Origin of the sequence: Achromobacter sp. ACM01 (assembly GCF_014851745.1) — a bacterium.
In the GTDB taxonomy this organism is placed as follows: domain Bacteria; phylum Pseudomonadota; class Gammaproteobacteria; order Burkholderiales; family Burkholderiaceae_B; genus Achromobacter; species Achromobacter aegrifaciens.
In genome coordinates, this window is the sequence record NZ_JACVAF010000001.1 from 54,404 (window position 1) to 76,492 (window position 22,089).

Below are 22,089 nucleotides of genomic sequence, written 5' to 3' on the forward strand. Positions count from 1 at the left end.
GCGAAAAAAAACCGGTCCGCATGGGACCGGCTTCTTGCGCGGGAGCAGATATCAGCGGTTGGCTGCGGCTTCCGTCTTGCGCTGCATGGCGCGGGTGATGGACCACTGCTGGGCGATCGACAGGGTGTTGTTGACGCACCAGTAGAGCACCAGGCCAGCCGGGAAGAAGAACATCATCCCGCCGAACACCAGCGGCATGATCATCATGACCTTGGCCTGGACGGGGTCCGGGGGCGTCGGGTTCAGTTTGATCTGCAGGAACATGGTGGCCATCATGATGGCGGGCAGAATGAAGTACGGGTCGCGGATCGACAGGTCGTGCACCCACAGGATCCACGGCGCGCCGCGCATTTCCACGCTGGCCAGCAGCACCCAGTACAGCGAGATGAACACCGGGATCTGCACCAGCATGGGCAGGCAGCCGCCCAGCGGGTTGATCTTCTCGGTGCGGTACATTTCCATCATGGCCGCGTTGAGTTTCTGCTTGTCGTCGCCGTACTTTTCCTTCAGGGCCTGCAGGCGCGGAGCCACCTGCTTCATGCGGGCCATGGAGCGGTAGCTGGCGGCGGCCAGGGGGTAGAACACGGCCTTGATCAGCACGGTCAGCGCCACGATCGTCCAGCCCCAGTTGCCCAGGATGGAATGCAGCCAGGTCATCAGCTTGAACAGCGGCTTGGCGATGATGGTCAGCCAGCCATAGTCGACCACCAGTTCCAGGCCGGGGGCCAGGGCGGCCATGGCCTTCTGGTCTTGCGGACCGACCCACAGGTGCGAATCGACGCGCGTGGCGGCGCCAGGGGCGATCTCGCCCACTGCCTCGATGCTGCGGGCGGCGTACAGGTTTTTCTGCACTTCCAGCAGTTCGTTGGTGCGCGGCTTGCCCTGCGGGGGCACCCAGGCGGTGGCGAAGTAGTGCTGGACCACGGCGATCCAGCCGTTGTCCGATTGCTTGATGTAGCTGGCCTTCTTCTTTTCGATGTCGCTGAAGGTGATCTTCTGGAACTTGTCCTGTTCCGAGTAGACGGCGAAACCGGTGAAGGTGTGATAGAAGCTGGACGTGTCGGCGGGGTCGTTGCCGTCGCGTTCGAGCTGCAGGTACAGGGCGGGCGACACGGGGCCGGCGCTGACGTTGGCCAGGTCGTGGCGCACGTCGATGTCATAGCGGCCGCGGTGCAGGGTGAACGTCTTGGTGACCTTCACGCCGCCGGATTCGCCCTCGAAGGCGACCACCAGGTTGTCGCCGGTCAGCTGGCGTTCCGAGGACACGACGCGGAAAGGCGTCTGGTGCGTGGGGAAGCTTTGGCCGTTGGGGGCGCCGACCACGCCGGTCTGCACCACGTAGTTCAGGCCGGCGGCGCGGTCCAGCAGCACCGTGGGCTTGTCGGGCTGGCCGGTGGCCGGGTACTTCAGCAGTTCGGCGCGCACCAACTGGGCGCCCATGGTGTCGAACGTCAGGCGCAGCACGTCGGTCGTGATGACGACTTCTTCCGAGCGCGCGGCAGCAGGCGCGGCGGCGCCGGGCACGGCGGACGCAGCGGCAGCCGCGGGGGCGGGCGTGCTGGGCACCGAAGGCGTTGCGTTGTTCGCGGCGGCCTGCGGCTCGCTCGTGGTGGCGGCAGGCGTGGGGCCGAACAGCGACGGCTTGCCGTTATGGATCTGCCAGTTGTTCCATAGGAGCAACAGCGAGAAGGAAAAAATCATCCAGAGGACGGTTCGTCGGATATCCATGGTGCCTACTGAGGTGAATACGGGCCAGCAAAGCCCGCCAGTTTAGCGTCAATCATGCTCGGTGCGGTGGCTGTGGGAACAGCACGAGGGGCCATTGGTTCCCTTGGAGGGCGGAACCGGGTCCAATCCGCCCGGCGACCAAGGGTGGCAGCGGCCGATGCGCCGGACTGCCAGCCAGAAGCCGCGCCAGGCGCCGTGGCGCTCGATCGCTTCGATCGCATACGCCGAGCAGGTCGGGGTAAAGCGGCACTGCCTGCCGATCCAGGGGCTCAGGAAAAACCTGTAGAACCGGATCGGGGCAACGAGTAAAGCCTTGATCATCGCGCTATCCGCTCAAAGTGAGCGTCCACTTCGGCTCTTGCCGCGCGTTTCAGCGCGGTAAGCGTGGCGGGCGCAACCTTGCTATGCAGGCGCACGACGTAATCTTTGGCCGGCAGTCCCAGGCGCCGATGGCGGAACGCCTCGCGGATGACCCGCTTGATGGCGTTGCGCGTACTGGCGTGGGCGGCGAACCGCTTGGCGATCACCAGGCCGAGACGCGCACAGGCGTCCTGGCCGGGAGGCAGATCATTGGGAGCCGCGCTCACAATGAAGAACGCCCCTCGGGCAAGACGCCGGCCTTTGAGGGCGGCGGCGAACTCGGAGGGGCGATGCAGCCGCGCCTCCGGCGGAAGCGTGGAGCGCGGCATGGACTGCAAAATCAGGCGTCAGGTTTTTCCGGACAAGCCGGAAAAACACGACTTAGACGGCCAGACGCTTGCGGCCCTTGGCGCGGCGGGCATTCAGGATGGCGCGGCCAGCGCGGGTTTTCATGCGCACGCGGAAACCATGGGTGCGCTTGCGACGGGTAACGGAAGGTTGGTAGGTACGTTTCATGGACGATCCACAAAAAGAACAAAAGTCAGAAGGGACCTGCCCGGAAGGGTTCCTGGTCGCGCATTCAGGAAGCGGGTATCTAATGAGCATTTTTGCAACAGGTGCAAAAAAACAGCTCGTAGACGGGGCTCTGACCGGGAAACCCCGGGCGACCTATTAGAAGCAAAACCAGGCAGTTGCGTGGGCGGTAGGCATCGTTAGACACCACTGCCAACAAAGCGCGGCTAAGCTCTCTGTGGAACCTTCTGACAGACAGAATTCGGAAAAGCCCACCATTTCAGCAAGTTTTCCCTGTCTTGTCAAACAGTTAAGACTGCGCCGCACGGACGCTTATGCCCTACCCTGTGGATAACCCCAGCCCAGGCAAGGTAGAATCGAGGTTTGAATAAGAGCGACATGAAAGAATTCTGGCAGACCTGCGTCAGTCGTCTTGAGCAGGAACTCCCCCCCCAACAAATCAGCGCGTGGATACGACCGCTGGTCCCGCTTGCGTACGACGAAACGCAGGCGGTGCTGCGCGTTGCCGCTCCCAACCGGTTCAAACTGGATTGGGTACGGAAGAACTTTTCCCACCAGATCGAAGCGTTGGCCGCGGAGTGGTTCGAGCGTCCGGTGCAGGTGCTGTTCGAGTTGCCGACGCAAGGCGCCACGCCGCGCATGCCGGTCGCGCCCGTACGCGCCGCACCCGCGGCGCCCGCGTATCCGTCCGCTGCTTCCCCTTCAGGCGGCGCGCCGCCACCGATGGCCCCGGTAACGCCTGCACCCGCAGCCCCGGCGACCACGGCGGCCGCGCAGGCCGCGCAAGCGGTGAACGCGGACGCGGCAAGCATCGTGTACGAGCGTTCGCGCCTGAACACCGATCTGACGTTCGAGAACTTTGTGACGGGTAAGGCGAACCAGCTCGCGCGCGCCGCTGCGTTGCAGGTCGCCGAGAACCCTGGCACGTCCTACAACCCGCTGTTCCTGTACGGCGGCGTGGGCCTGGGCAAGACCCACCTGATCCACGCCATCGGCAATGCGATGGTGGCGGCGGGGACCGGTGTGCGCGTGCGCTATGTGCATGCCGACCAATACGTGTCGGACGTGGTGAAGGCCTACCAGCGCAAGGCGTTCGACGACTTCAAGCGTTATTACCATTCGCTCGACCTGCTGCTGATCGACGATATCCAGTTCTTCTCCGGCAAGAACCGCACGCAGGAAGAATTCTTCTACGCGTTCGAAGCGATGGTGGCTCAGCGCAAGCAGATCATCATCACCAGCGATACCTATCCGAAGGAACTGTCGGGCATCGACAGCCGCCTGATCTCGCGCTTCGACTCCGGCCTGACGGTGGCCATCGAGCCGCCGGAACTGGAAATGCGCGTGGCGATCCTGTTGCGCAAGGCGGAATCCGAAGGCGTGCCCATGCCTGAGGAAGTGGCGTTCTTCATCGCCAAGCATCTGCGCAGCAACGTGCGCGAACTGGAAGGCGCGCTGCGCAAGGTGCTGGCCTATGCGCGCTTCCACGGCCGCGACGTGCTGACGGTGGATGTCTGCAAGGAAGCCCTGAAGGACCTGCTGTCCGTGTCCAACGGCCAGATCACCGTGGAGAACATCCAGAAGACGGTGGCGGATTTCTACAAGATCAAAGTGGCCGACATGTACTCGAAACGCCGGCCCGCCAATATCGCTTTGCCGCGCCAGGTCGCGATGTACCTGGCGAAGGAGCTGACCCAGAAAAGCCTGCCGGAAATCGGCGATCTGTTCGGTGGCCGTGATCACACCACCGTACTGCATGCCGTACGCAAGATTTCCGACGCCCGCGCCAAGCAAGCGGAGCTCAACCATACCCTGCACGTGTTGGAACAAACTCTAAAAGGATGAACATGCAACTCGTACAAACCACACGCGATGCATTGCTGAAACCGCTGTCGACTGTGGCGGGCATCGTCGAAAGACGCCATACCCTGCCCATTCTGGCGAACATCCTGATGCGCAAGGAAGGCAACAAGGTTGCCTTCATTGCGACCGACCTGGAAGTACAGATCACCACCCATGCCGACTTCGGCGTGGGTCAAGACAACGAATCCACCACGGTCGCGGCGCGCAAGCTGCTGGATATCCTGAAGGCCCTGCCGGACACCGGCGACGTGCGCCTGGCGCTGGCCAGCAACAAGCTGTCGGTGCAGTCGGCCAAGAGCCGCTTCGCCCTGCAGACGCTGGCCGCCAGCGAATTCCCCACCGTGGCTCAGCCCGAGCAGTGGGACGTGTCGCTGACCATGCCGCAGCGCACGCTGCGCCACCTGTTCAACATGGTGCACTTCGCCATGGCGCAACAGGACATCCGCTACTACCTGAACGGGATGCTGCTGGTGTTTGAACCGGGCCGCGTGCGTGCGGTCGCCACCGATGGCCACCGCCTGGCGCACTGCTCGACGGAAGCCGACGGCATCAGCGAACGCCACGAAGTGATCGTGCCGCGCAAGACCGTGCTGGAAATGCAGCGCCTGCTGGAAGACTCCGACGAGCCGGTTTCGATCGACGTGGCGCCGGGCCAGATCCGCTTCCGCTTCGGCGACGTGGAGCTCGTCTCCAAGCTGGTGGAAGGCAAGTTCCCGGACTTCACGCGCGTGATCCCGACGAACTACACGCGCCATTTCCTGGTCGGCCGCGAAGCCCTCCAGGGCAGCCTGCAGCGCGCCGCCATCCTGACCACCGACAAGTTCAAGGGCGTGCGCCTGCAACTGGCGCAGAACCAGATGAAGATCTCGTCCTCCAACGCCGAGCAGGAAGAGGCGCAGGAAGAAATCGACATCGACTACGGCCATGAAGCCCTCGATGTGGGCTTCAACGTCGGCTACCTGCTCGACGTGCTGTCCAACGTCAAGGTGGACAACATCCAGTGGTCGGTCATGCCCGATGCCAACGCGTCGGCGCTCATCACCCTGCCCGAAGACGACCAGTTCAAGTACGTCGTCATGCCCATGCGGATTTGATCCGCACCCATCGTGGGTTTGTGCCGCTTGCGGGCCCGAGGGCCCGTGGGCGGTCCGGCCGCCAGGCCGTTCTTTAAAGCGTTATCGATACAGACATGTCAGATCAGCAGAACACCACTCCCGAGAACAGCGGCTACGGCGCTGACTCGATCAAGATGCTCAAGGGGCTGGAGGCCGTGCGCAAGCGCCCCGGCATGTACATCGGCGACACATCCGACGGCACCGGCTTGCACCACATGGTGTTCGAAGTCGTCGACAACGCCATCGACGAAGCCCTGGCCGGCTACTGCGACGACATCGTCGTCACGATCCACACCGACAACTCGATCTCGGTCACCGACAACGGCCGCGGCATCCCCACCGACATCCACAAGGATGACGAATTCCACCGCAGCGCGGCCGAAATCGTCATGACCGAACTGCACGCTGGCGGCAAGTTCGACCAGAACTCCTACAAGGTGTCCGGCGGCCTGCACGGCGTGGGCGTGTCTTGCGTGAACGCGCTGTCCGAATGGCTGCGGCTGACCATCCGCCGCAACGGCGAAGTGCACCAGATGGAGTTCCGCCAGGGCGAGCGCGTCGCGCCCCTGGCCGTGACCGGCACGACCGACAAGCGCGGCACCGAAGTGCGCTTTTTGGCCGACCCGATCATCTTCAACAACATCGAGTACCACTACGAGATCCTCTCGAAGCGCCTGCGCGAACTGTCGTTCCTGAACAATGGCGTGAAGATCCGCCTGATCGACCAGCGCCAGGGCAAGGAAGAGAACTTCGCCTTCTCCGGCGGCGTGAAAGGCTTCGTCGAATACATCAATCGCAGCAAGACCGTGCTGCACCCGAACGTGTTCTCGGTCACCACCGAGTCCTCGGCGGGCGGCGTGCCGGTCGGCGTCGAAGTGGCGATGCAGTGGAACGACAGCTACAGCGAAAGCGTGCTGTGCTTCACCAACAACATTCCGCAGCGCGACGGCGGCTCGCACCTGACCGGCCTGCGCGCGGCGATGACCCGCATCATCAACAAGTACATCACCGACAACGAACTGGCCAAGAAGGCCAAGGTCGAGACGTCCGGCGACGACATGCGCGAAGGCCTGGCCTGCGTGCTGTCGGTGAAGGTGCCCGAGCCCAAGTTCAGCAGCCAGACCAAGGACAAGCTGGTCTCCAGCGAAGTGCGGCCGGCGGTTGAGGAAGCCGTGGCGCGCACGCTGGAAACCTGGCTGCTGGAACACCCGAACGACGCCAAGGCGCTGTGCGCCAAGATCGTCGAAGCCGCCCGCGCCCGCGAAGCCGCGCGCAAGGCGCGCGAAATGACGCGCCGCAAGAGCGTGCTGGAAGGCGCAGGCCTGCCCGGCAAGCTGGCCGACTGCCAGGAAAAGGACCCCGCGCTGTGCGAGCTGTACATCGTCGAGGGTGACTCCGCAGGCGGCTCGGCCAAGCAAGGCCGCGATCGCAAGTTCCAGGCCATCCTGCCGTTGCGCGGCAAGGTGCTGAACGTCGAGAAGGCGCGTTTCGACCGCCTGATCGCCAGCGAGCAGATCGCCACGCTGATCACCGCGCTGGGCACCAGCATTGGTCCTGACTTCAACGTCGACAAGCTGCGCTACCACCGCCTCATCATCATGACCGACGCGGACGTGGACGGCGCGCACATCCGCACCCTGCTGCTGACGCTGCTGTACCGTCAGATGCCTGAACTGGTACAGCGCGGCTACGTGTATATCGCCCAGCCGCCGCTGTACAAGGTCAAGGTCGGCCGCGAAGAACGCTATCTGAAAGACGACCAGGAAGAAGCGCAGTTCATGCTGCAACTGGCGCTTAAGGATGCCGAGATCATCTCGGGCGGCAACATCATCCGCGGCGACGAACTCAACGACCTGGCCCGCCAGTACGTCGCGGCCGATGCCGTGATCGCGCGCCTGTCGCGCGTATTCGACGTAGGCGCGCTGTCGGCCATGGCCGAAGGCGTGGAGATCAACCTGGAATCGGCCGAGTCCACCGCCGATTCCGCCCGCCGCCTGGCCGACGCCATGCGCGACCCGGTCAGCGGCAACGGCGTGGAAGTCGTGCCGGAGTTCGACGAATCCACCGAGCGCCATCGTCTGTCGGTGCAGCGCATGCACCACGGCAACGTGCGCGTGAGCATCATCGATGCGGACTTCGTCAACGGTTCGGACTACGCGGTCCTGTCCAAGGCCGCCAAGAGCTTCTCCGGCAAGGTCGGCGCGCGTTCGCTGGCCGCCCGCGGCGAAGGCGACAAGCGCAAGGAACAGACCGTGTCCGATTTCCGCGAGGCCATGCAGTGGCTGCGCAGCGAAGCCGACCGCAGCATCTCCAAGCAACGCTACAAGGGTCTGGGCGAAATGAACCCGGAACAGCTGTGGGAAACCACCATGGACCCGAAGGTGCGCCGTTTGTTGCGCGTGCAGATCGAGGACGCCATCGCGGCCGACGAGGTCTTCACCACGCTGATGGGCGACGACGTCGAACCGCGCCGCAACTTCATCGAGACGCATGCGTTGTCGGCGGGGAATATCGACGCCTGATCGCGTCGGATCTCGGCAGAGATCCTGGACGCCATAGAAAAGGGGCTGCCTTGCGCAGCCCCTTTTTCATGCGCCAGTCCGGCGCGGCCCGGAAAACGCAATCCTTCTACACCTGCACATCATTGGCCCAAGGCTCGGCCGTCAAGCGCTCGGCCAGATATTCAATGAACGCCTGCACCCGGGCCGGCCGGCGGCGGCCAGGCGGGGTGACGATGTGCAGGGCGATGGGATCCACCTGCCAGTCGTCCATCACGGTCTCCAGCGCGCCCGATTGCAAATCCTTCCACGCCAGAAACTCGGGCTGCAGGGCCAGACCCATGCCCGCCTGCAGCGCCGGCGTCAGGGCTTCGGCGTTGTTCACGTTCAGGTGCACCGGCAGTGACTGCGAAAACTCGCCGTGCTTTTCATGGCGGAAGCGCCAGCTCGCGCCGTTGCGCGCATACATGTATTGCAACGCGGTGTGCTGTGCCAGGTCCTTTGGATGCTTGGGGCGTCCCGCGCGCTTGAAGTAGCTGGGCGCGCCCACCAGCAGGATGCGCACCGAGCAGAGCCGCCGCGCCAGCAGCGTCGAGTCCACCAGGTTGGAGATGCGCAGCGCCAGGTCGAAGCGTTCCGAGACCAGGTCGGCCTGCTTGTCGCTGAATTCGATTTCCAGGGCCACGTCGGGATTGGCCTGCATGAATGGCGGCAGCATCGGCGCCAGATGCGTGACCCCAAAGGACATGGGCGCGGACAGCCTGATCTTGCCGCGCAGGCTGCTCGACTTTTCCGTCACCTCGGATTCGACGGCCTCGCCTTCCTCCAATATGCGCGCTGCGCGTTCCAGCGCCGCGTAGCCGGATTCGGTCAAGGTCATGCTGCGGGAGGTGCGATGAAACAGCGTGGTCTTCATGCGCGCTTCCAGACGGCTGATGGTCTTGGAAACCGTGGCCTGCGCCAAGCCGAACTCGGCCGCCGCCTTGGCGAACGACCCTGTATCGGCGACCTTGGCGAAGATCGCCCAACCCTCTAAATCCGGCAGCTTGCTCATCTTGTGTTCTCGGGAAATGCCCGCGCCGATGATAGCCCCTGCCTATGGCATGGACAAGAATGGTGTTGAACGCAGTGCAGCAGAGACTGTCACGCCATGGTCATCATGCAAAAAATGGAAAGGATGGAATTCCATGCTGCGGGTTCTCAGGAAAGCGGCCTCTCCCTACTATGCATACACCGACAGACGAGATGCACGGGACCTTCCAGCGGCACCCCGCCATCGTCGCAACGGGGCAGACCGGAATGGTTTGCCAGCTACACCGAATTCTTTGCTGCCGCCCTATTTGATAGTTTTCCTTAAAGAGAGATCCGCCATGTCCGCCAACAAATACCTCGAAGTCCTGACCCCGCAGAACAGCCAGATCATCTTCATCGACCAGCAGCCGCAGATGGCCTTCGGCGTGCAATCCATCGACCGCCAGACCCTGAAGAACAACGTGGTGGGCCTGGCCAAGGCCGCACGCGCCTTCAATATCCCCACCACCATCACCACCGTCGAAACCGACAGCTTCTCCGGCAATACCTACCCCGAACTGCTGGCTGTGTTCCCCGAGAACAAGATCCTGGAGCGCACCTCCATGAATTCCTGGGACGACCAGAACGTGCGCGACGCGCTGGCCGCCAATGGCCGCAAGAAGGTCATCGTCGCCGGCCTGTGGACCGAGGTCTGCAACACCACCTTCGCGCTATGCGCCATGCTGGAAGGCGAGTACGAAATATATATGGTGGCTGATGCTTCAGGCGGCACCTCGGTGGACGCGCACAAGTACGCCATGGACCGCATGGTGCAGGCCGGCGCCGTGCCGATGACCTGGTTGCAGGTGATGCTGGAATGGCAGCGCGACTGGGCCCGCAAGGAAACCTATGACGCCGTCACTGGCATCGTCAAGGAACACTCCGGCGCCTACGGCATGGGCATCGACTACGCCGTCACCCACGTGCACAAGCTGGCAGAGCGCGTGCAGCACGGCGAACGCATCGGCCCCAACCCCGCCAAGTAAACCGCAAGCCGGATCGTCCAGACAGCGTCTGGCCGGTCCGGCGCCTTGTCTTTGAACACGGCGTTTTGAACACGGCGGGCGGCGGGACTTGCGGGTCCGAATGCCGCCTGGCGCGATCCAGGAGAGTCCCATGCCAGACCAGAAGAATCCCGCCGCGCGCGGCACTTTCGCGCCCTTGCGCCAGTCCGTATTCGCCGTGCTGTGGGCCGCGACCGTGCTGGGCAACGTGGGCAGCTTCATGCGGGACGTGGCCAGTTCCTGGCTGGTGACCGATCTGTCGGCCAGCCCGGCCGCGGTGGCGCTGATCCAGACCGCTGCGACCCTGCCCATCTTCCTGCTGGCGATTCCCGCCGGCGTGCTGTCCGACATCCTGGACCGGCGCCGCTTCCTGATCTTCGTGCAGCTGCTGCTGGCCTCTGTCAGCGGCACGCTGCTGCTCCTGTCGCATTTCGGCGCGCTGACGGTCGATTACCTGATTGCCCTGACCTTCGTCGGCGGCATCGGCGCGGCCTTGATGGGGCCGACCTGGCAATCCATCGTCCCGGAACTCGTGCCGCGCGAAGAGCTCAAGGGCGCGGTGGCGCTGAACTCGCTGGGCATCAATATCGCGCGCGCCATCGGTCCGGCGGCGGGCGGCCTGATCCTCGCCAGCTTCGGCGCGGCGGTCACCTACGGGCTGGACGTGCTGAGCTACGTGTTCGTCATTGCCGCACTGCTGTGGTGGAAGCGTCCCGCGGCCGTCGATAGCGCGCTGTCGGAGAACTTCTTCGGCGCGTTCCGCGCCGGCCTGCGCTACACGCGGGCCAGCAAGGAGCTGCACCGCGTGCTGCTGCGCGCCGCCGTCTTCTTCCTGTTCGCCAGCGCGGTGTGGGCCTTGCTGCCGCTGGTGGCGCGGCAGATGCTGGGCGGCTCCTCGGGCTTTTACGGCGTGTTGCTGGGCGCGGTGGGCGCAGGAGCCATCATCGGCGCTCTGGTGCTGCCCAGGCTGGGCGCCCGCCTGAATGCCGACGGGCTGGTGCTGCTGGCGTCGGTGGCCAGCGCGGCGGTCATGGCCGTGCTGGTGTTCGCGCCGCCGCAATGGCTGGCCGTGCTGATGCTGGTAGTGCTGGGCATGGGCTGGATCACCGCGCTCACCACGTTCAATGGCGTGGCCCAGGCCGTGCTGCCCAATTGGGTGCGCGGCCGCGGGCTGGCGGTGTACCTGATGGTCTTCAACGGCGCGATGGCCGCTGGCAGCCTGGGCTGGGGCCTGGTGGCGCGCGAGATCGGCGTGCCCTATGCACTGGCAGTCAGCGCTGCCGGGCTGGTCGCGGTTGCGCTGTTGTTTCACCGCGCCAGCCTGCCGGTCGGCGAGGCGGATCTGCAGGCGTCGAATCACTGGCCGGAGCCGCTGCTTGCTGAACCTGTGGCCCACGATCGCGGTCCGGTGCTGGTGCAGGTGGAGTACCGCATCCGCCAGGAAGACCGCCCTGCCTTTCTGGATGCGATGCAACGCCTGTCGCAAGAGCGACTGCGCGACGGCGCCTATGCCTGGGGCGTGGTCGAGCACACCAATGACCCGCAGCGGGTGGTCGAATGGTTCTTCGTCGAATCCTGGGCCGAACATCTGCGCCAGCATCACCGGGTGTCGCATGCCGATGCCGATCTGCAAGCGGAAGCGCTGCGCTTTCACATGGGGCCGGACAAGCCCGAAGTGCATCACTTCCTGGCCTTGAAGCGCTGACGGGCAGCATCGGGAACACGTCCATGAACCACATGAAGCATGCCGCCATGATCGGCGATAACCCGGCGACGGAGGCGCACCATGATTGAGCGCCGTCCGCTTGCGAGCCTGGGCCACGAACGCCGCGGCTGGCTCGATGCCAAGCACCACTTTTCCTTCGCGGCCTACCAGGACCCCGCACGCATGAACTGGGGCGCGCTGCGCGCTTGGAACGACGAAACCATCGCACCGGGCGCGGGCTTTCCGCCTTCGCTGCATGCTGACGTGGAAATCATCACCTGCGTGCGGGAAGGCGCGCTCACCCATGAAGACGATCTGGGCAATCGCGGCCGCACCAGCGCTGGCGAGGTGCAGGTCGTGAGCGCAGGCAGTGGCGTGACGCATGCCGAATTCAATATGGAAGGCGGTCCGGCGCATGTGTTCCAGATCTGGATCGAACCCGACCGCCGCGGCGCGCCGCCCAGCTGGGGCCGGAAGTCCTTTACCCGCGAAGCCTGCAAGGGCCAGTTCATCACGCTTGCCAGCGGTATCGACGGCGATGAAGACGCGCTGCCCATCCGCAGCGACGCGCGCGTGCTTGCGGTGGCGCTCAAAGCAGGCGAAGCCGCCACCTACCGCTTCGCGCGCGGCCGCCGCCGCGGCTATCTGGTCGCCTCCAAGGGCAGATTGCAAGTCAACGGGGTGGAGATCGGCTCAGGCGACGGCGCCGCCATCCGGGACGAAACCGATGTGCGCCTTATGGCCCTGGACGACGCCGAAGTGCTCCTGGCCGATACGCACGCATGAGCGCCGTGCTCATAACCCCTACACAACGCGAGGACGCACATGAAGATCTATCTGCTTTCCCTGGGCGCCGGACTGCTGGTCGGCGTGGTCTACAGCCTTTTGCAGGTCCGCTCGCCCGCCCCGCCGCTGGTGGCGCTGATCGGCCTGCTGGGCATATTGGTCGGTGAACAGGTCATTCCGGTGGGCAGGCAACTGCTGAACGGTACCGCCTTTGTCGCCGCCTGCGACAAGGAAAAAGCCGTCAGCCACGTGCTCGGGCAATTGCCCGGCCGCCATCAGGCCCAAGACAAGGAACACGGCTGAGCCGGTTCCCGCATCCAGGAGATATTGCATGCCTACCCGCCGCGACCTTATCGGTGTAGCTTCCGCCCTGGCGCTCAACGGTATGTTGGGACGCCCCGCCATCGCCAGTTCCAAAGGAGACCCCAACATGTCCAACGCCACGCCGGACGTCATTTTCCACAATGGCCGCATCACCACGCTGGACCGCAGCAAGCCACAGGCCAGCGCCGTCGCGATCAAGAACGGCCGTTTCCTGGCTGTTGGTTCCGATGCCGAAGTCATGGCGCTGGCAGGCGCCGGCACGCGGGTCGTCGACCTGAAGCGCCGCGCGGCCTTGCCTGGCCTGTTCGACAATCACACCCACGTGGTGCGTGGCGGCCTGAACTACAACATGGAGCTGCGCTGGGACGGCGTGCGCTCGCTGGCCGACGCCATGGCCATGTTGAAGCGCCAGGTCGCGATCACGCCCGCGCCGCAATGGGTGCGCGTGGTGGGCGGCTTCACCGAGCATCAGTTCGCCGAGAAGCGCCTGCCCACGATCGAAGAGATCAACGCCATCGCGCCCGACACTCCGGTGTTCATCCTGCACCTGTATGACCGCGCGCTGCTCAACGGCGCTGCGCTGCGCGCGGTGGGCTATGCCAAGACCACGCCCAATCCGCCGGGTGGCGAGATCATGCGCGATGGCCAGGGCAATCCCACGGGGCTGCTGCTGGCCAAACCCAACGCGACCATCCTGTACGCCACGCTGGCCAAGGGTCCCAAGCTGCCCTTCGACTACCAGGTCAACTCCACGCGCCACTTCATGCGCGAGCTGAACCGGTTGGGCGTGACCGGCGTGATCGATGCGGGCGGCGGCTTCCAGAACTATCCGGACGACTACGCCGTGATCCAGAAGCTGGCCGACGAGAATCAGATGACGGTGCGTTTGGCCTATAACCTCTTCACGCAAAAGCCCAAGCAGGAAAAGGAGGACTTTCTTAACTGGACGTCGAGCGTGAAGTACAAGCAGGGCAGCGACTACTTCCGCCACAACGGCGCGGGCGAAATGCTGGTGTTCTCGGCAGCCGACTTCGAGGACTTTCGCGTCGAGCGTCCGGACATGCCGCCCGAGATGGAAGGCGAACTGGAAGAGGTCGTGCGCGTGCTGGTGCAGAACAAGTGGCCATGGCGCTTGCACGCCACCTACGACGAGACCATCTCGCGCGCGCTGGACGTGTTCGAGAAAGTGCATCGCGATACGCCGCTGACCGGGCTGAACTGGTTCTTCGACCACGCCGAAACCATCTCCGACAAATCGATCGACCGCATCGCGGCGCTGGGCGGCGGCATTGCCGTGCAGCACCGCATGGCCTACCAGGGCGAGTACTTCATCGAACGCTACGGCGCAAAGGCCGCCGAAGCCACGCCGCCTGTCGCCAAGATCCTGCAGCGTGGCGTGAAGGTGTCGGCCGGCACCGATGCGACCCGCGTCGCGTCCTATAACCCCTGGGTGTCCTTGTCCTGGATGGTCACCGGCAAGACCGTGGGCGGCACCCGCCTCTACCCTGCGCGCAACTGCCTGGACCGCGAGACCGCGCTGCGCATGTGGACCGAGAACGTGGCCTGGTTCTCCAACGAGGAAGGCAAGCGCGGCCGCATCGAACCCGGCCAGCTGGCCGACTTCATCGTGCCGGACAAGGACTACTTCAGCTGCACCGAGGACGAGATCTCCTTCCTGACCTCGGACCTGACCGTGGTGGGCGGGCGCGTGGTCTACGGCGCGGGAGAGTTCGCGCCGCTGGACGACAACCCGCTGCCGCCCGCCATGCCCGACTGGTCGCCTACCCGGCTGTTCGGCGGCTATGGCGCCTGGGGCGATCCTGACGGCGCCGGCCGTAATTCGCTGGGCTACCGCAACATGGCGGCCTGCGCGTGCGCCAGCTCTTGCGGCCTGCATGGACACGACCATGCCCGCGCATGGGCATCCAATGCGCCCAGCTCCGATCTGCAGGGCTTCTTCGGCGCGCTGGGCTGCTCCTGCTGGGCTGTCTGAGGAGGTTGGCCATGAACGCTGCTTTCCAATGGGAACGTCGGCTGGCCGGCTTGGCCCGCCCGCTGTTCGGCGCCTCGGCGCTGCGGTTCCTGGCCTATCTGGGGCTATGCGCCGCCTACCTGCAGGGCGGGCTGGTGAAGCTCTTCGATTTTCCGGGGGCGCTGCGCGAAATGGCGCATTTCGGGCTGTCGCCTGAGCCCTTGTTCGCGGTGCTGGTGATTGCGTTGGAACTGGTCGCTTCGCTCATGATCCTGACGGGCCGGTTGCGATGGCTGGGTGCGTTGGCACTGGCCGCCTTCACGCTGGTGGCGACCGGGATCGCGCTGAGATTCTGGGAGATGCCGGTGGGGCAGGAACGCTTCATGGCGGCCAACTCGTTCTTTGAACACCTGGGGTTGGCCGGCGGGTTGTTGCTGGTGGCGTGGCTGGATTTGCGGGAATCGAAGCCCGCCAGCGCCCGGAGCCTGAGCGGCTGCTAAGCGGCGGCCGCCGCATCCGGCGGCGTGCCGCAAACCTGCTTGATCGTCTGCCTTAGCCAGCGGTGGGCGGGGTCGCTGTCCAGCCGCGGCGGCCAGGCCTGCACCACGGTGACCGGGCGCATGGGCACCGGCACCTCGAAGGCGCTCAGCTTCAGGCCCAGGCGTTCGACGCCGGGCATCAGGTTCTGGGGCATGGACGGCAGCACCAGGTCGGAATCGGCCAGCGCGAAGATCGCGGCGTGGAAGGTGGGCGTGATCAGCGTGACGTGGCGCGCCAGTCCCAGTTCTTCCAGGGTGTCGTCTATTGGTCCGTGCGCACGTCCCCGGCGCGAGACGCTGACGTGGTCGTAGGCGCAGAAGCGCTGCGGGGTGATGGGCGCCTTGAAGATCGGGTGTTCCTTGCGCGCCAGTCCGCAGAAGGCGGTGGTGAACAGGGTCTGCACCTTGATGTCGGCGCCGAACTTCTGGGAAGAACCGATATAGAGGTCGGCATCGCCGCTGAGCGCGTCGGCGTCGTGATTGCCTTCGGAGACGAAGCGCAGCACCGCGCGGGGCGCGTAGCGGCGCAGGTGCTCGCGCAGCCGGCCGCCGTAGCCGCCCACGAACACGTCGTTGGCGCGCAAGGTAAAGACGCGCGTCAGGGTCGCCAGATTGACGTCCTCGCCGAAGGCCGTGAAGACGGCCTGCGCCTGTTCGATCACATGGCGCACCTGCGCGTGCAGGGCCAGCGCCCGAGGCGTGGGCGCGAGGCCGCGGCCGGAGCGTACCAGCACGGGGTCGCCGACGGCTTCGCGGATGCGCGCCAGGCTGCGGCTCATGGCGGGAGTGCTCAGGTTCAGCCGGCGCGCCGCGCCGACGACGCTGCCTTCCTGGATCAGTACGTCCAGGGTCAATAGCAGATTCAGGTCTAGCGGTTTCATGTGACCAAGCATAGCGCGGCGGGCAAACCGGGCGGGCGTTTCAGGGTTGCGTCTGCTGCACTTCTGGATTGCGCCAGACGGCATTCCCCGGCATCCCGTCCGGGACCAACATTCGAGCCGTGGCCGCGCGTGGGCGCAGGCCGTATGAGAAACGAGGAGAGACAAATGGCGCTGGAAGTTCTGGAACTGCATCATCACGCCGTGCGCATGTCGCTGGACAAGGTCGCGGCCATGGGCGCGTTCTACGGAGACGTGCTGGGACTGGACACGGACCGTGGCCGCTGGGAGATTCCGGGCATCGCCGGGTACTTCCTGGACATGGGCAACGACTGCCAGATCCACCTGCTGGGCAGCGACGGCCCCTCGCCCTATTCCCAAGGTCCGGGCTGTGATCCTGTGGAAAACCACGTGGCGCTGGCCGTGCGCGATATCGCGGCGGCCGAGACGGAATTGCAGCGTCTGGCGGTGGATTATTGGAAGCTGGACAACGTGGCCGCGCCCGAGCTCATGCAGCTGTTCCTGCGCGACCCGGTGGGCAACCTGATCGAGCTGCATCAGATCGGCCGCTGCCGCTGCAAGCGCAGCGACCGCGCTTTCGCCGACGCGAAGGCCGCGCAAGGCGCTGCGCCGTCGCAGGGCCGGGACTGAGGGGCTGGGGATAAGCCATGTTCATCGATCTGAATGACCTGGCGGGCCCAGCGCGCTACAAGCTGCTGACCGCGGCGATCGTGCCGCGGCCCATCGCCTGGATCGTGTCGCGCGACGCCGCAGGGACGACGAACGTGGCGCCGTTCTCGTTTTTTAACCTGATGTCGGGCGATCCGCCGCTGATCTGCGTCGGCATCGGCGTGCGCGGCGACACGCCCAAGGACACCGCGCGCAACATCGCCGAACGCGGCGAGTTCACCGTGAGTCTGGTATCCGCCCCGCAGGCTGGCCGGATGAACGTGACGGCGGTGGATTTTCCGGCGGACGTGGACGAGTCCCGGGAGGCTGGCCTGGAGCTGTCGCCGTCGCGGCGCATCGAAGTGCCCTGGGTGGCGCAGTCGCCCGTGGCGTTCGAGTGCCGCGTGCATGAACTGATACGCATCGACCGCCGCAGCCTGATCGTGGCGCAAGTCGCGGCCATGCACGTGCGCGACGACGTGGTGGCGGACCGGGAGCATCTCTATCTGGATGGCCCCGCGATGGACCTGCTGGCGCGGCTGCATAACCCCGGCTGGTATTGCCGGCCGCAGGCGGCTTTCCAGATGCCGCAGTTGACGCTGGCGCAGTGGGAGGCGCTGAAGCAGTCGGGCGAGGCCCAACGCTATCTGGAGCAAGGGGCCGCAGAGCGCTGATGGCACCAGCGCGCGGCGTCACCGCCCCGGCCGCGCCTTCAGATCCCCCATCTCTTCCTGCATGAGCTGGTGCGCATAACGTGAAAACACGCTGACCAGCCGTGTGCGCGTATGGTACGGCGGGTACAGCAGCGCCACCGTCACCGGCACGGCGGGGCTGAAGGGGCGGATTTCGACGTTGTGGGCGGCGTATTCCTCGCGCGCGGCCAGCGGGTTGATGAGCGCCACGCCCAATCCTGCGCCGACCAGGGCGCAGATCGACGAACCCAGGCCGGCCTCGGCCACGGTCTGGCGTTCGACCTTGGCTGTCCTGAACACGGCGTCGATTTTCTCGCGCAGCGGCGTGCCGCTGGTGAAGGCCACGAAAGGCTCGCCGGCGAAGTCCGCGGGCTTGAGCTTTTTCAGCTTGGTCAGGCGATGGCCCTTGGGTACCACCGCGACGCAGCTCATGGTCAATACCGGTTCGACCTGGATGCCGGGGGAATCTCCCGACAGCATGGCCAGGCCCGTGTCGCAGAACCCCGAACTGATCCAGTTGTGCACCGTGCTGGCGTTGCCGGAATGGATGGACACCATCACGTCCGGGTACTCCGTCTTGAAGGCCGCGACGATGCGCGCCAGCAGCCCGCCTGCCAGCCGCGGCATGGCGGCTACGCTCAGGCGGCTGGCGCTGAACGAGCGGATGCTGGCCGCCGCCGATTCCAGGCCGGCCAGGCCGATGAAGGTCTTTTCCACTTCCTGGAAGAAGCGCGACCCGTCCTGCGTCGGGGTCAGGCGGCTGCCATTGCGGTCGAACAAGGCGAACTGGGTAATGGCTTCCAATTGCGCAATTAAGCGGCTAACGTGCGGCTGCGAGGTGTGCACGCGCCGTGCGGCGGCGGTCATGGAGCCGGTCATCATCACGGCGCGGAACGCCTCGATGTGTCTCAAGCCCATCCGTGGAATGGCCATGTCAAATCCGTATAGAGGAATACTCGATTGGAACTGGATAAAACCATACCGCTAGTTGATACTTTTCGCCAGCCGCGGGGCTCATCGCGGGACGAGGCGGCTGTCAGCCTGGCTGGCGCCGTCGATCGTGAACATAAACATGCGCCGCTCGAACGGCGCCAAGGGAATCAGATGAAAGCACTTGCTGCGATCTCCGTCGCCGCGGCCTTCCTGGGCAGCGCCGCAACCGCCCACGCCGAAGGCCCCAGCCGCCTGGACAAGATCAAGGAAACCGGCGTGATCACGCTGGGCCATCCGGAGACCTCGGTCCCATTCGCCTATCTGGACGGCAACCAAAAGCCGATCGGTTACACAGTGGAGATCTGCCAGGAAGTCGCCCAGTACGTGAAGGCCGCCCTGAAGCTGCCCAAGCTGGAAGTGCGCTACAACCCAACGACTTCCGCCACGCGCATTCCGTTGCTGGCCAACGGCACCATCGACCTGGAATGCGGCAACACCACCAATAACCTCGAACGCCACAAGCTGGTGTCGTTCGCGCCTACGACCTTCGTGGCGCAGGTGGTGCTGGTGGCGCGCAAGGACGGCGGCGTGGATCCCAACAACCTTGAGTCCTTCCGCGGCAAATCCATTGCTGCGCAGGCCGGCGGCCAGACCTTCCGGCTGATCTCGCAGCTGAACGCCAAGGGCAACCTGGGTATCACCATGGCGCCGACCAAGGACACCGCCGAAACCATCCTGATGGTGGAATCCGGCCGCGCCGCAGGCTCGGCCAACGACGACGGCATCGCTTATGGCGCGGTGGCTTCGTCGAAGAATCCCGACGCCTTCGTGATCGGCACCAAGGGCCTGGAAATGGCGCCCTACGGCATCATGGAACCCAAGGACGACCCGGCCTTCAAGAAGGTGGTGGACGATGCCGTGCGCGACCTGATCAAGACGGGCAAGGTGGCCGCGATCTACGACAAGTACTTCAATGCGCCGATCCCGCCCAAGCAGATCAACCTGAAATACCCGATGAGCGACGCGCTCAAGCGCGCGCTGGCCAATCCGACCGATTCCGGCGATCCCAAGGCGTACGAGTAAGCAGGCTGTGCGCGGGACGCCTGGCGTCCCGCGGCTTGCTAGCAAGGACGCCGGCCGCCAGGCGCGGCGGGCATCGCCATCAAGGGACGGGGCATGAATTACAACTGGAGCTGGAGCGTCTTCCTGGATATGTCGCCGGACGGCGTGCATACCTTTCTGGAGACGATCTTCATCGGCGTGGGCTGGACCTTGGCGCTGGCCCTGACGGCGTGGGTGTTCTCGCTATTGCTGGGATCAGTGCTGGGCGTGATGCGCACCGCCAGCTCCCGCCTGATGAATGCGCTGGGCGCGACCTATGTGGAGGTGTTTCGCAACATCCCGCTGCTGGTGCAGATGTTCCTGTGGTACTTCGTGTTGCCCGAATTGCTGCCGCATGCCTGGGGCCTGGCCATGAAGCAGATGCCGCAACCCTGGGGCCAGTTCGTTCCCGCGGTGCTGTGCCTGGGGTTCTATGGATCGGCGCGCGTGGCCGAGCAGCTGCGCGCGGGCATACAGTCGCTGCCGCGCGGCCAGTTCCAGGCGGGCACGGCGCTGGGCCTGACCGAGGCGCAGGTGTATCGCTACATCATCCTGCCGGAAGCCTTCCGCATCGTGCTGCCGCCCCTGACCTCCGAGTTCATGGGCACCATCAAGTATTCGTCGGTGGCGCTGACGATAGGGCTCTTGGAGCTGACCGGCCAGGCGCGCTCGATGGCGGAATTCAGCTTTCACATCTTCGAGGCGTTTTCCGCCGCCACGGTGATCTACCTGATCATCAACGGCGTGGTGGTGCTGGGCATGCGCCTGCTCGAACGCCATGTTGCGGTGCCCGGACTGATCGGTTCGGCGAAAAGGCCCTAGGACGACACCATGGGCAAATTCGATTTCGACGTGATCTGGGCGGCGCTGCCCTATCTGTTCAAGACGGGCATGACCTTCACGCTGACGCTGACCGCGCTGGCGGGCGTGATGGGCCTGGCGCTGGGCACGCTGCTGGCCATGATGCGGCTGTCGCGCTTCAAGATCCTGTCGGTGCCGGCGGGCATCTACGTGAACGTGATGCGCTCGATCCCGCTTCTGCTGGTGATCTTCTGGTTCTACTTCCTGATGCCCTACATCGCCGCCTGGGTGGTGGGGTCGCCCACACCGTTGCGCGTGGGGGCGTTCAATTCGGCGGTGATCACCTTCACCTTGTTCGAGGCCGCGTACTTCTGCGAAATCATGCGCGCGGGCATCCAGTCCATCGCGCGCGGCCAGGTGTCGGCCAGCATGGCGCTGGGGCTGAACCACTGGCAGGGCATGCGCTACGTGGTTTTGCCGCAGGCGTTCCGCAACATGCTGCCCGCGCTGTTGACCCGCATCATCATCCTGTTCCAGGACACCTCGCTGGTGTATGTGCTGTCTCTCACCGACTTCCTCGGCGCGGCGGCCAAGATCGGTCAGCGCGACGGCCGTCTGGTGGAGCTCTATCTATTCGTGGCGGTGGTGTATTTCGTGATCTGCTTCACGGCGTCCCGCCTGGTCAAGTTGCTGGAAAAGCGCACGCGGGTGCTGCGCTAGCGCAGCGCTTCCAGTTATCCACAGGTTTCAACAATGCAACTCTCTTCCAAGCCCCCGATGATAGCGATCAAGCAGGTCAGCAAGTGGTATGGCGACTTCCAGGTGCTGGACGATTGCTCGACCACCGTGGGCCGCGGCGAAGTCGTGGTGGTGTGCGGGCCGTCGGGTTCGGGCAAGTCCACGCTGATCAAGACCGTGAACGCGCTGGAGCCCTTCCAGAAGGGCGAGATCCAGGTCAACGGCATTTCGGTGGGCGATCCGCGTACCAACCTGCCCAAGCTGCGCGCGGTGGCCGGCATGGTGTTCCAGCATTTCGAGCTGTTCCCGCACCTGTCGGTGACGGAGAACCTGTGCCTGGGCCAGCTCAAGGTGCTCAAGCGCGGCAAGGACGAAGCCCGCCAGCGCGCGCTGGCCCTGCTGGAGCGCGTGGGCCTGTCGGCGCACAAGGACAAGCACCCCGGCGAGCTGTCGGGCGGCCAGCAGCAGCGCGTGGCGATCGCGCGCGCGCTGTCGATGGACCCGGTGGTGATGCTGTTCGACGAGCCGACTTCGGCGCTGGATCCGGAGATGGTCAACGAAGTGCTGGACGTGATGACCGACCTGGCCGCCGAAGGCATGACGATGATGGTGGTGACCCACGAAATGGGATTCGCCCGCCGCGTCGCCGACCGTGTGATCTTCATGGACGGCGGCAAGATCGTGGAAGACTGCGACAAGGAGCAGTTCTTCGGCGATGTAGAGGAGCGTGCGCCGCGCACGCGCCAGTTTCTTTCCAAAATCCTGCAGCACTGACCGC

The 22,089-nt window shown here is 64.9% G+C and carries 22 protein-coding genes; 15 read left to right on the forward strand and 7 right to left on the reverse strand.

Annotated features, from left to right (window positions below; genetic code table 11):
- Positions 1–51: 51 nt before the first annotated feature.
- Genes yidC through rpmH form a run of 4 tightly spaced genes read right to left on the reverse strand, consistent with a single transcriptional unit; the run spans position 52 to position 2,604 of the window.
- Entirely contained in the window at positions 52–1,728 is a 1,677-nt protein-coding gene (yidC, locus tag IB268_RS00265) for a membrane protein insertase YidC (protein WP_054455791.1), read from the reverse strand.
- Between the two features lie 48 nt (positions 1,729–1,776).
- A complete protein-coding gene (gene yidD, locus IB268_RS00270) occupies positions 1,777–2,049 on the reverse strand; it encodes a membrane protein insertion efficiency factor YidD (protein ID WP_192353666.1) in 273 nt (90 codons plus the stop codon).
- Positions 2,046–2,417, reverse strand: a complete 372-nt coding sequence (locus IB268_RS00275) for a ribonuclease P protein component (protein WP_013397083.1) — start codon at positions 2,415–2,417, stop codon at positions 2,046–2,048. Before IB268_RS00275 ends, yidD begins: the two co-directional genes overlap by 4 nt.
- A gap of 52 nt (positions 2,418–2,469) precedes the next feature.
- On the reverse strand, positions 2,470–2,604 hold the full coding sequence (gene rpmH, locus IB268_RS00280; RefSeq protein WP_003816025.1) for a 50S ribosomal protein L34: 135 nt from the start codon (positions 2,602–2,604) through the stop codon (positions 2,470–2,472).
- 396 nt (positions 2,605–3,000) lie between these two features.
- Between rpmH and dnaA the strand changes: the two genes are divergently transcribed.
- The 3 genes from dnaA (at position 3,001) to gyrB (ending at position 8,122) form a co-directional block, all read left to right on the forward strand.
- Positions 3,001–4,467 carry a chromosomal replication initiator protein DnaA gene (gene dnaA / locus IB268_RS00285; protein WP_054455790.1) on the forward strand — a complete coding sequence of 489 codons (1,467 nt, stop codon included), beginning with the start codon at positions 3,001–3,003 and terminating at the stop codon, positions 4,465–4,467.
- A gap of 2 nt (positions 4,468–4,469) precedes the next feature.
- Positions 4,470–5,579: a DNA polymerase III subunit beta gene (gene dnaN, locus IB268_RS00290; RefSeq protein ID WP_054455945.1), complete on the forward strand. Its 1,110-nt coding sequence runs from the start codon at positions 4,470–4,472 to the stop codon at positions 5,577–5,579.
- Positions 5,580–5,674: 95 nt separating this feature from the next.
- On the forward strand, positions 5,675–8,122 hold the full coding sequence (gene gyrB, locus IB268_RS00295) for a DNA topoisomerase (ATP-hydrolyzing) subunit B (protein WP_054455788.1): 2,448 nt from the start codon (positions 5,675–5,677) through the stop codon (positions 8,120–8,122).
- Positions 8,123–8,228: 106 nt separating this feature from the next.
- Here the strand turns inward: gyrB and IB268_RS00300 are convergent, their stop codons facing one another.
- Positions 8,229–9,152, reverse strand: coding sequence for a LysR family transcriptional regulator (locus tag IB268_RS00300; RefSeq protein ID WP_119449782.1), 924 nt, complete (start codon positions 9,150–9,152; stop codon positions 8,229–8,231).
- 316 nt (positions 9,153–9,468) lie between these two features.
- On the opposite strand from IB268_RS00300, the gene IB268_RS00305 reads away from it, so the two are divergent.
- From IB268_RS00305 to IB268_RS00330, 6 genes are all read left to right on the forward strand, one after another.
- Positions 9,469–10,155 (forward strand): hydrolase, encoded by a 687-nt coding sequence (locus tag IB268_RS00305; RefSeq protein WP_054455784.1) that lies wholly within the window; start codon positions 9,469–9,471, stop codon positions 10,153–10,155.
- Between the two features lie 130 nt (positions 10,156–10,285).
- Complete coding sequence (locus IB268_RS00310; protein ID WP_192353667.1) at positions 10,286–11,878, forward strand: MFS transporter; 1,593 nt, start codon at positions 10,286–10,288, stop codon at positions 11,876–11,878.
- A gap of 81 nt (positions 11,879–11,959) precedes the next feature.
- Positions 11,960–12,664 (forward strand): pirin family protein, encoded by a 705-nt coding sequence (locus IB268_RS00315; RefSeq protein ID WP_054455780.1) that lies wholly within the window; start codon positions 11,960–11,962, stop codon positions 12,662–12,664.
- A gap of 39 nt (positions 12,665–12,703) precedes the next feature.
- Complete coding sequence (locus IB268_RS00320) at positions 12,704–12,967, forward strand: XapX domain-containing protein (RefSeq protein WP_054455778.1); 264 nt, start codon at positions 12,704–12,706, stop codon at positions 12,965–12,967.
- Positions 12,968–13,094: 127 nt separating this feature from the next.
- Positions 13,095–14,981: an amidohydrolase gene (locus tag IB268_RS00325; protein WP_225591309.1), complete on the forward strand. Its 1,887-nt coding sequence runs from the start codon at positions 13,095–13,097 to the stop codon at positions 14,979–14,981.
- Between the two features lie 11 nt (positions 14,982–14,992).
- Positions 14,993–15,460 carry a DoxX family protein gene (locus IB268_RS00330; protein WP_054455774.1) on the forward strand — a complete coding sequence of 156 codons (468 nt, stop codon included), beginning with the start codon at positions 14,993–14,995 and terminating at the stop codon, positions 15,458–15,460.
- On the opposite strand, the gene IB268_RS00335 is transcribed toward IB268_RS00330, so the two are convergent.
- Entirely contained in the window at positions 15,457–16,380 is a 924-nt protein-coding gene (locus IB268_RS00335) for a LysR family transcriptional regulator (protein WP_054455772.1), read from the reverse strand. The genes IB268_RS00330 and IB268_RS00335 overlap by 4 nt on opposite strands.
- A 165-nt stretch (positions 16,381–16,545) precedes the next feature.
- Here IB268_RS00335 and IB268_RS00340 point away from each other — a divergent pair, with 165 nt between their 5' ends.
- Both IB268_RS00340 and IB268_RS00345 read left to right on the forward strand, forming a co-directional pair.
- The gene (locus IB268_RS00340; protein WP_054455770.1) at positions 16,546–17,028 is read left to right on the forward strand and encodes a VOC family protein; all 483 of its coding nucleotides are present in this window, start codon (positions 16,546–16,548) and stop codon (positions 17,026–17,028) included.
- 17 nt (positions 17,029–17,045) lie between these two features.
- Positions 17,046–17,720, forward strand: coding sequence for a flavin reductase family protein (locus IB268_RS00345; RefSeq protein ID WP_192353669.1), 675 nt, complete (start codon positions 17,046–17,048; stop codon positions 17,718–17,720).
- An 18-nt stretch (positions 17,721–17,738) separates the two neighbouring features.
- Here the strand turns inward: IB268_RS00345 and IB268_RS00350 are convergent, their stop codons facing one another.
- A complete protein-coding gene (locus IB268_RS00350; RefSeq protein ID WP_082401101.1) occupies positions 17,739–18,671 on the reverse strand; it encodes a LysR substrate-binding domain-containing protein in 933 nt (310 codons plus the stop codon).
- Positions 18,672–18,842: 171 nt separating this feature from the next.
- Between IB268_RS00350 and IB268_RS00355 the strand changes: the two genes are divergently transcribed.
- The 4 genes from IB268_RS00355 to IB268_RS00370 all read left to right on the forward strand — a co-directional run bounded on the left by IB268_RS00355 (position 18,843) and on the right by IB268_RS00370 (position 22,085).
- Positions 18,843–19,754, forward strand: a complete 912-nt coding sequence (locus IB268_RS00355; protein WP_054455764.1) for an amino acid ABC transporter substrate-binding protein — start codon at positions 18,843–18,845, stop codon at positions 19,752–19,754.
- Between the two features lie 93 nt (positions 19,755–19,847).
- Complete coding sequence (locus IB268_RS00360; RefSeq protein WP_054455762.1) at positions 19,848–20,594, forward strand: amino acid ABC transporter permease; 747 nt, start codon at positions 19,848–19,850, stop codon at positions 20,592–20,594.
- A gap of 9 nt (positions 20,595–20,603) precedes the next feature.
- On the forward strand, positions 20,604–21,293 hold the full coding sequence (locus IB268_RS00365) for an amino acid ABC transporter permease (protein WP_054455759.1): 690 nt from the start codon (positions 20,604–20,606) through the stop codon (positions 21,291–21,293).
- 57 nt (positions 21,294–21,350) lie between these two features.
- Positions 21,351–22,085: an amino acid ABC transporter ATP-binding protein gene (locus IB268_RS00370; protein WP_041652034.1), complete on the forward strand. Its 735-nt coding sequence runs from the start codon at positions 21,351–21,353 to the stop codon at positions 22,083–22,085.
- Positions 22,086–22,089: the final 4 nt, after the last annotated feature.